The following is a 1,595-nucleotide window of genomic DNA, read 5'->3' as shown; positions in this document are numbered from 1 at the left end:
CACAAAATGGTCCGACTGGTCGTAGCTCTATTAGAATGGCTGCTCCGACAACTAGTGGTCTGTCAAAGGTCTGTAAAAATAGTAGGGTAGAGTAAGCCTGGAGCTGACGGCAACGCAATTCTAGCGGCGCTCTATTACCAGCATCAGACTACCTTGAAAAACGGCTGTTTAGTCGTACTAATAGACGAGTTTGGCAAATTTCTGGAACACGCGGCTGCGAATGACCCCGGTGCCGCGGTATACTTCTTCCAGAGCTTAGCTGAGTTTGCAGCCGACCCGCGCCACAACGTACTGCTAATTACGACAGTACACCAGAACGTTGATGCCTATGCTTTTGGCCTTAGTGTACCGCAGCGGCAAGAATGGAGTAAGGTAAAAGGTCGTTTTCGTGAGATAACCTTTAACGAACCGATTGAGCAGCTGCTACGTTTGGCAGCAACTCATTTGAATGCTACCCGGCGCGACGCCCACGAAGAAGAAGCCGTATTGCAAACGGTACTTATCGCCAACGACACGCGGGCCTTTGACCTGAAACCTGCTTACGCGGAGGAAGTGGCTACCGGCCTCTTTCCGCTCGATTTGCTTGCTGCGAACGTGCTAACGCTCTGTCTGCAACGCTACGGCCAAAACGAACGGAGTCTTTTTTCTTTCCTGGAAGCGTCGGACCATACCAGTCTGAAACAGTTTCGCCGCGACCGGCCTGGTGCTTTTTACCACATCGGACAAGTCTACGACTATCTGTTCTTCAATTTCTATTCGTTTCTCCAATCTAAGTTTAACCCAGATTATGCTGCCTGGTCGGCTATCCGCAATGGTTTAGATGAGATTGAGCGGACATTCTCGGAGAACGTTGAGGAATACAAGCACCTGCTCAAAACCGTTGGGCTACTCAACATCACAGCTGCGCAGGGAAGCAACCTGAATCAGGCATTCTTAGTGCAGTATGCCAAAACTGCGCTAGGCCTGGAAAATGCTGCCGACCTAGTTGAAGCGCTGAAGAAGCATAAAATCATTCTGTATCGGGCGCACGCCAAACGCTTCATTCCCAATAACGGCACCACCCTGGACGTGGAAGCTGCTCTAATTGAGGCTGAACAGAAGATTGCTAAAAGCGACGCGGTAGCAGCCCTACTCCAGCGCTATGACGACCTACCACCGGTTTTAGCCAAAGCGTACACCTACGAGTTTGGTACTCCGCGCATGTTTAAGTTCGTTATCACCGACGAACTAAGGGCCGACTACCCCACCGGGGAAGTAGATGGCCTGATTTACCTGGTTTTTAATGAAACCCTTTCAGCCGAAAAGGTACGAGCACACTCGGCGGCGCACGACAACCAAGCGCTGATTTTCGTGCATTACGAGAACACTCGCGACATCATTGATTTGCTTTACGAGCTACAAAAGCTTGAACAGGTAAAAGCCGATAATGCGGACGATAAAATAGCGATACGTCTGCTAGACGAGAATATTGAAGCGGCGCGTAAAACGCTTAATCACTTCTGAGGTGGTCTAGCTAAGCCGCACAGAGTTGGGACGTAGTTTGAAAATGGGTTTCGAAGTGGTTGGGGGCGAGATAACCGAGGGCCGAATGCCGC

General features: G+C 50.4%; 1 protein-coding gene. It reads left to right on the top strand.

Features of this window, described 5'->3' with window-relative positions; translation table 11 throughout:
• Positions 1-153 precede the first annotated feature (153 nt).
• Entirely contained in the window at positions 154-1,503 is a 1,350-nt protein-coding gene (locus tag HNP98_RS21465) for a hypothetical protein (protein WP_173812255.1), read from the top strand.
• The last annotated feature ends 92 nt before the right edge of the window (positions 1,504-1,595 follow it).

Source organism: Hymenobacter caeli, assembly GCF_013294115.1.
In the GTDB taxonomy this organism is placed as follows: Bacteria; Bacteroidota; Bacteroidia; order Cytophagales; family Hymenobacteraceae; genus Hymenobacter; species Hymenobacter caeli.
The sequence above is the reverse complement of the archived record's forward strand: the minus strand, read 5'-3'. Positions and strand labels throughout refer to the sequence as shown.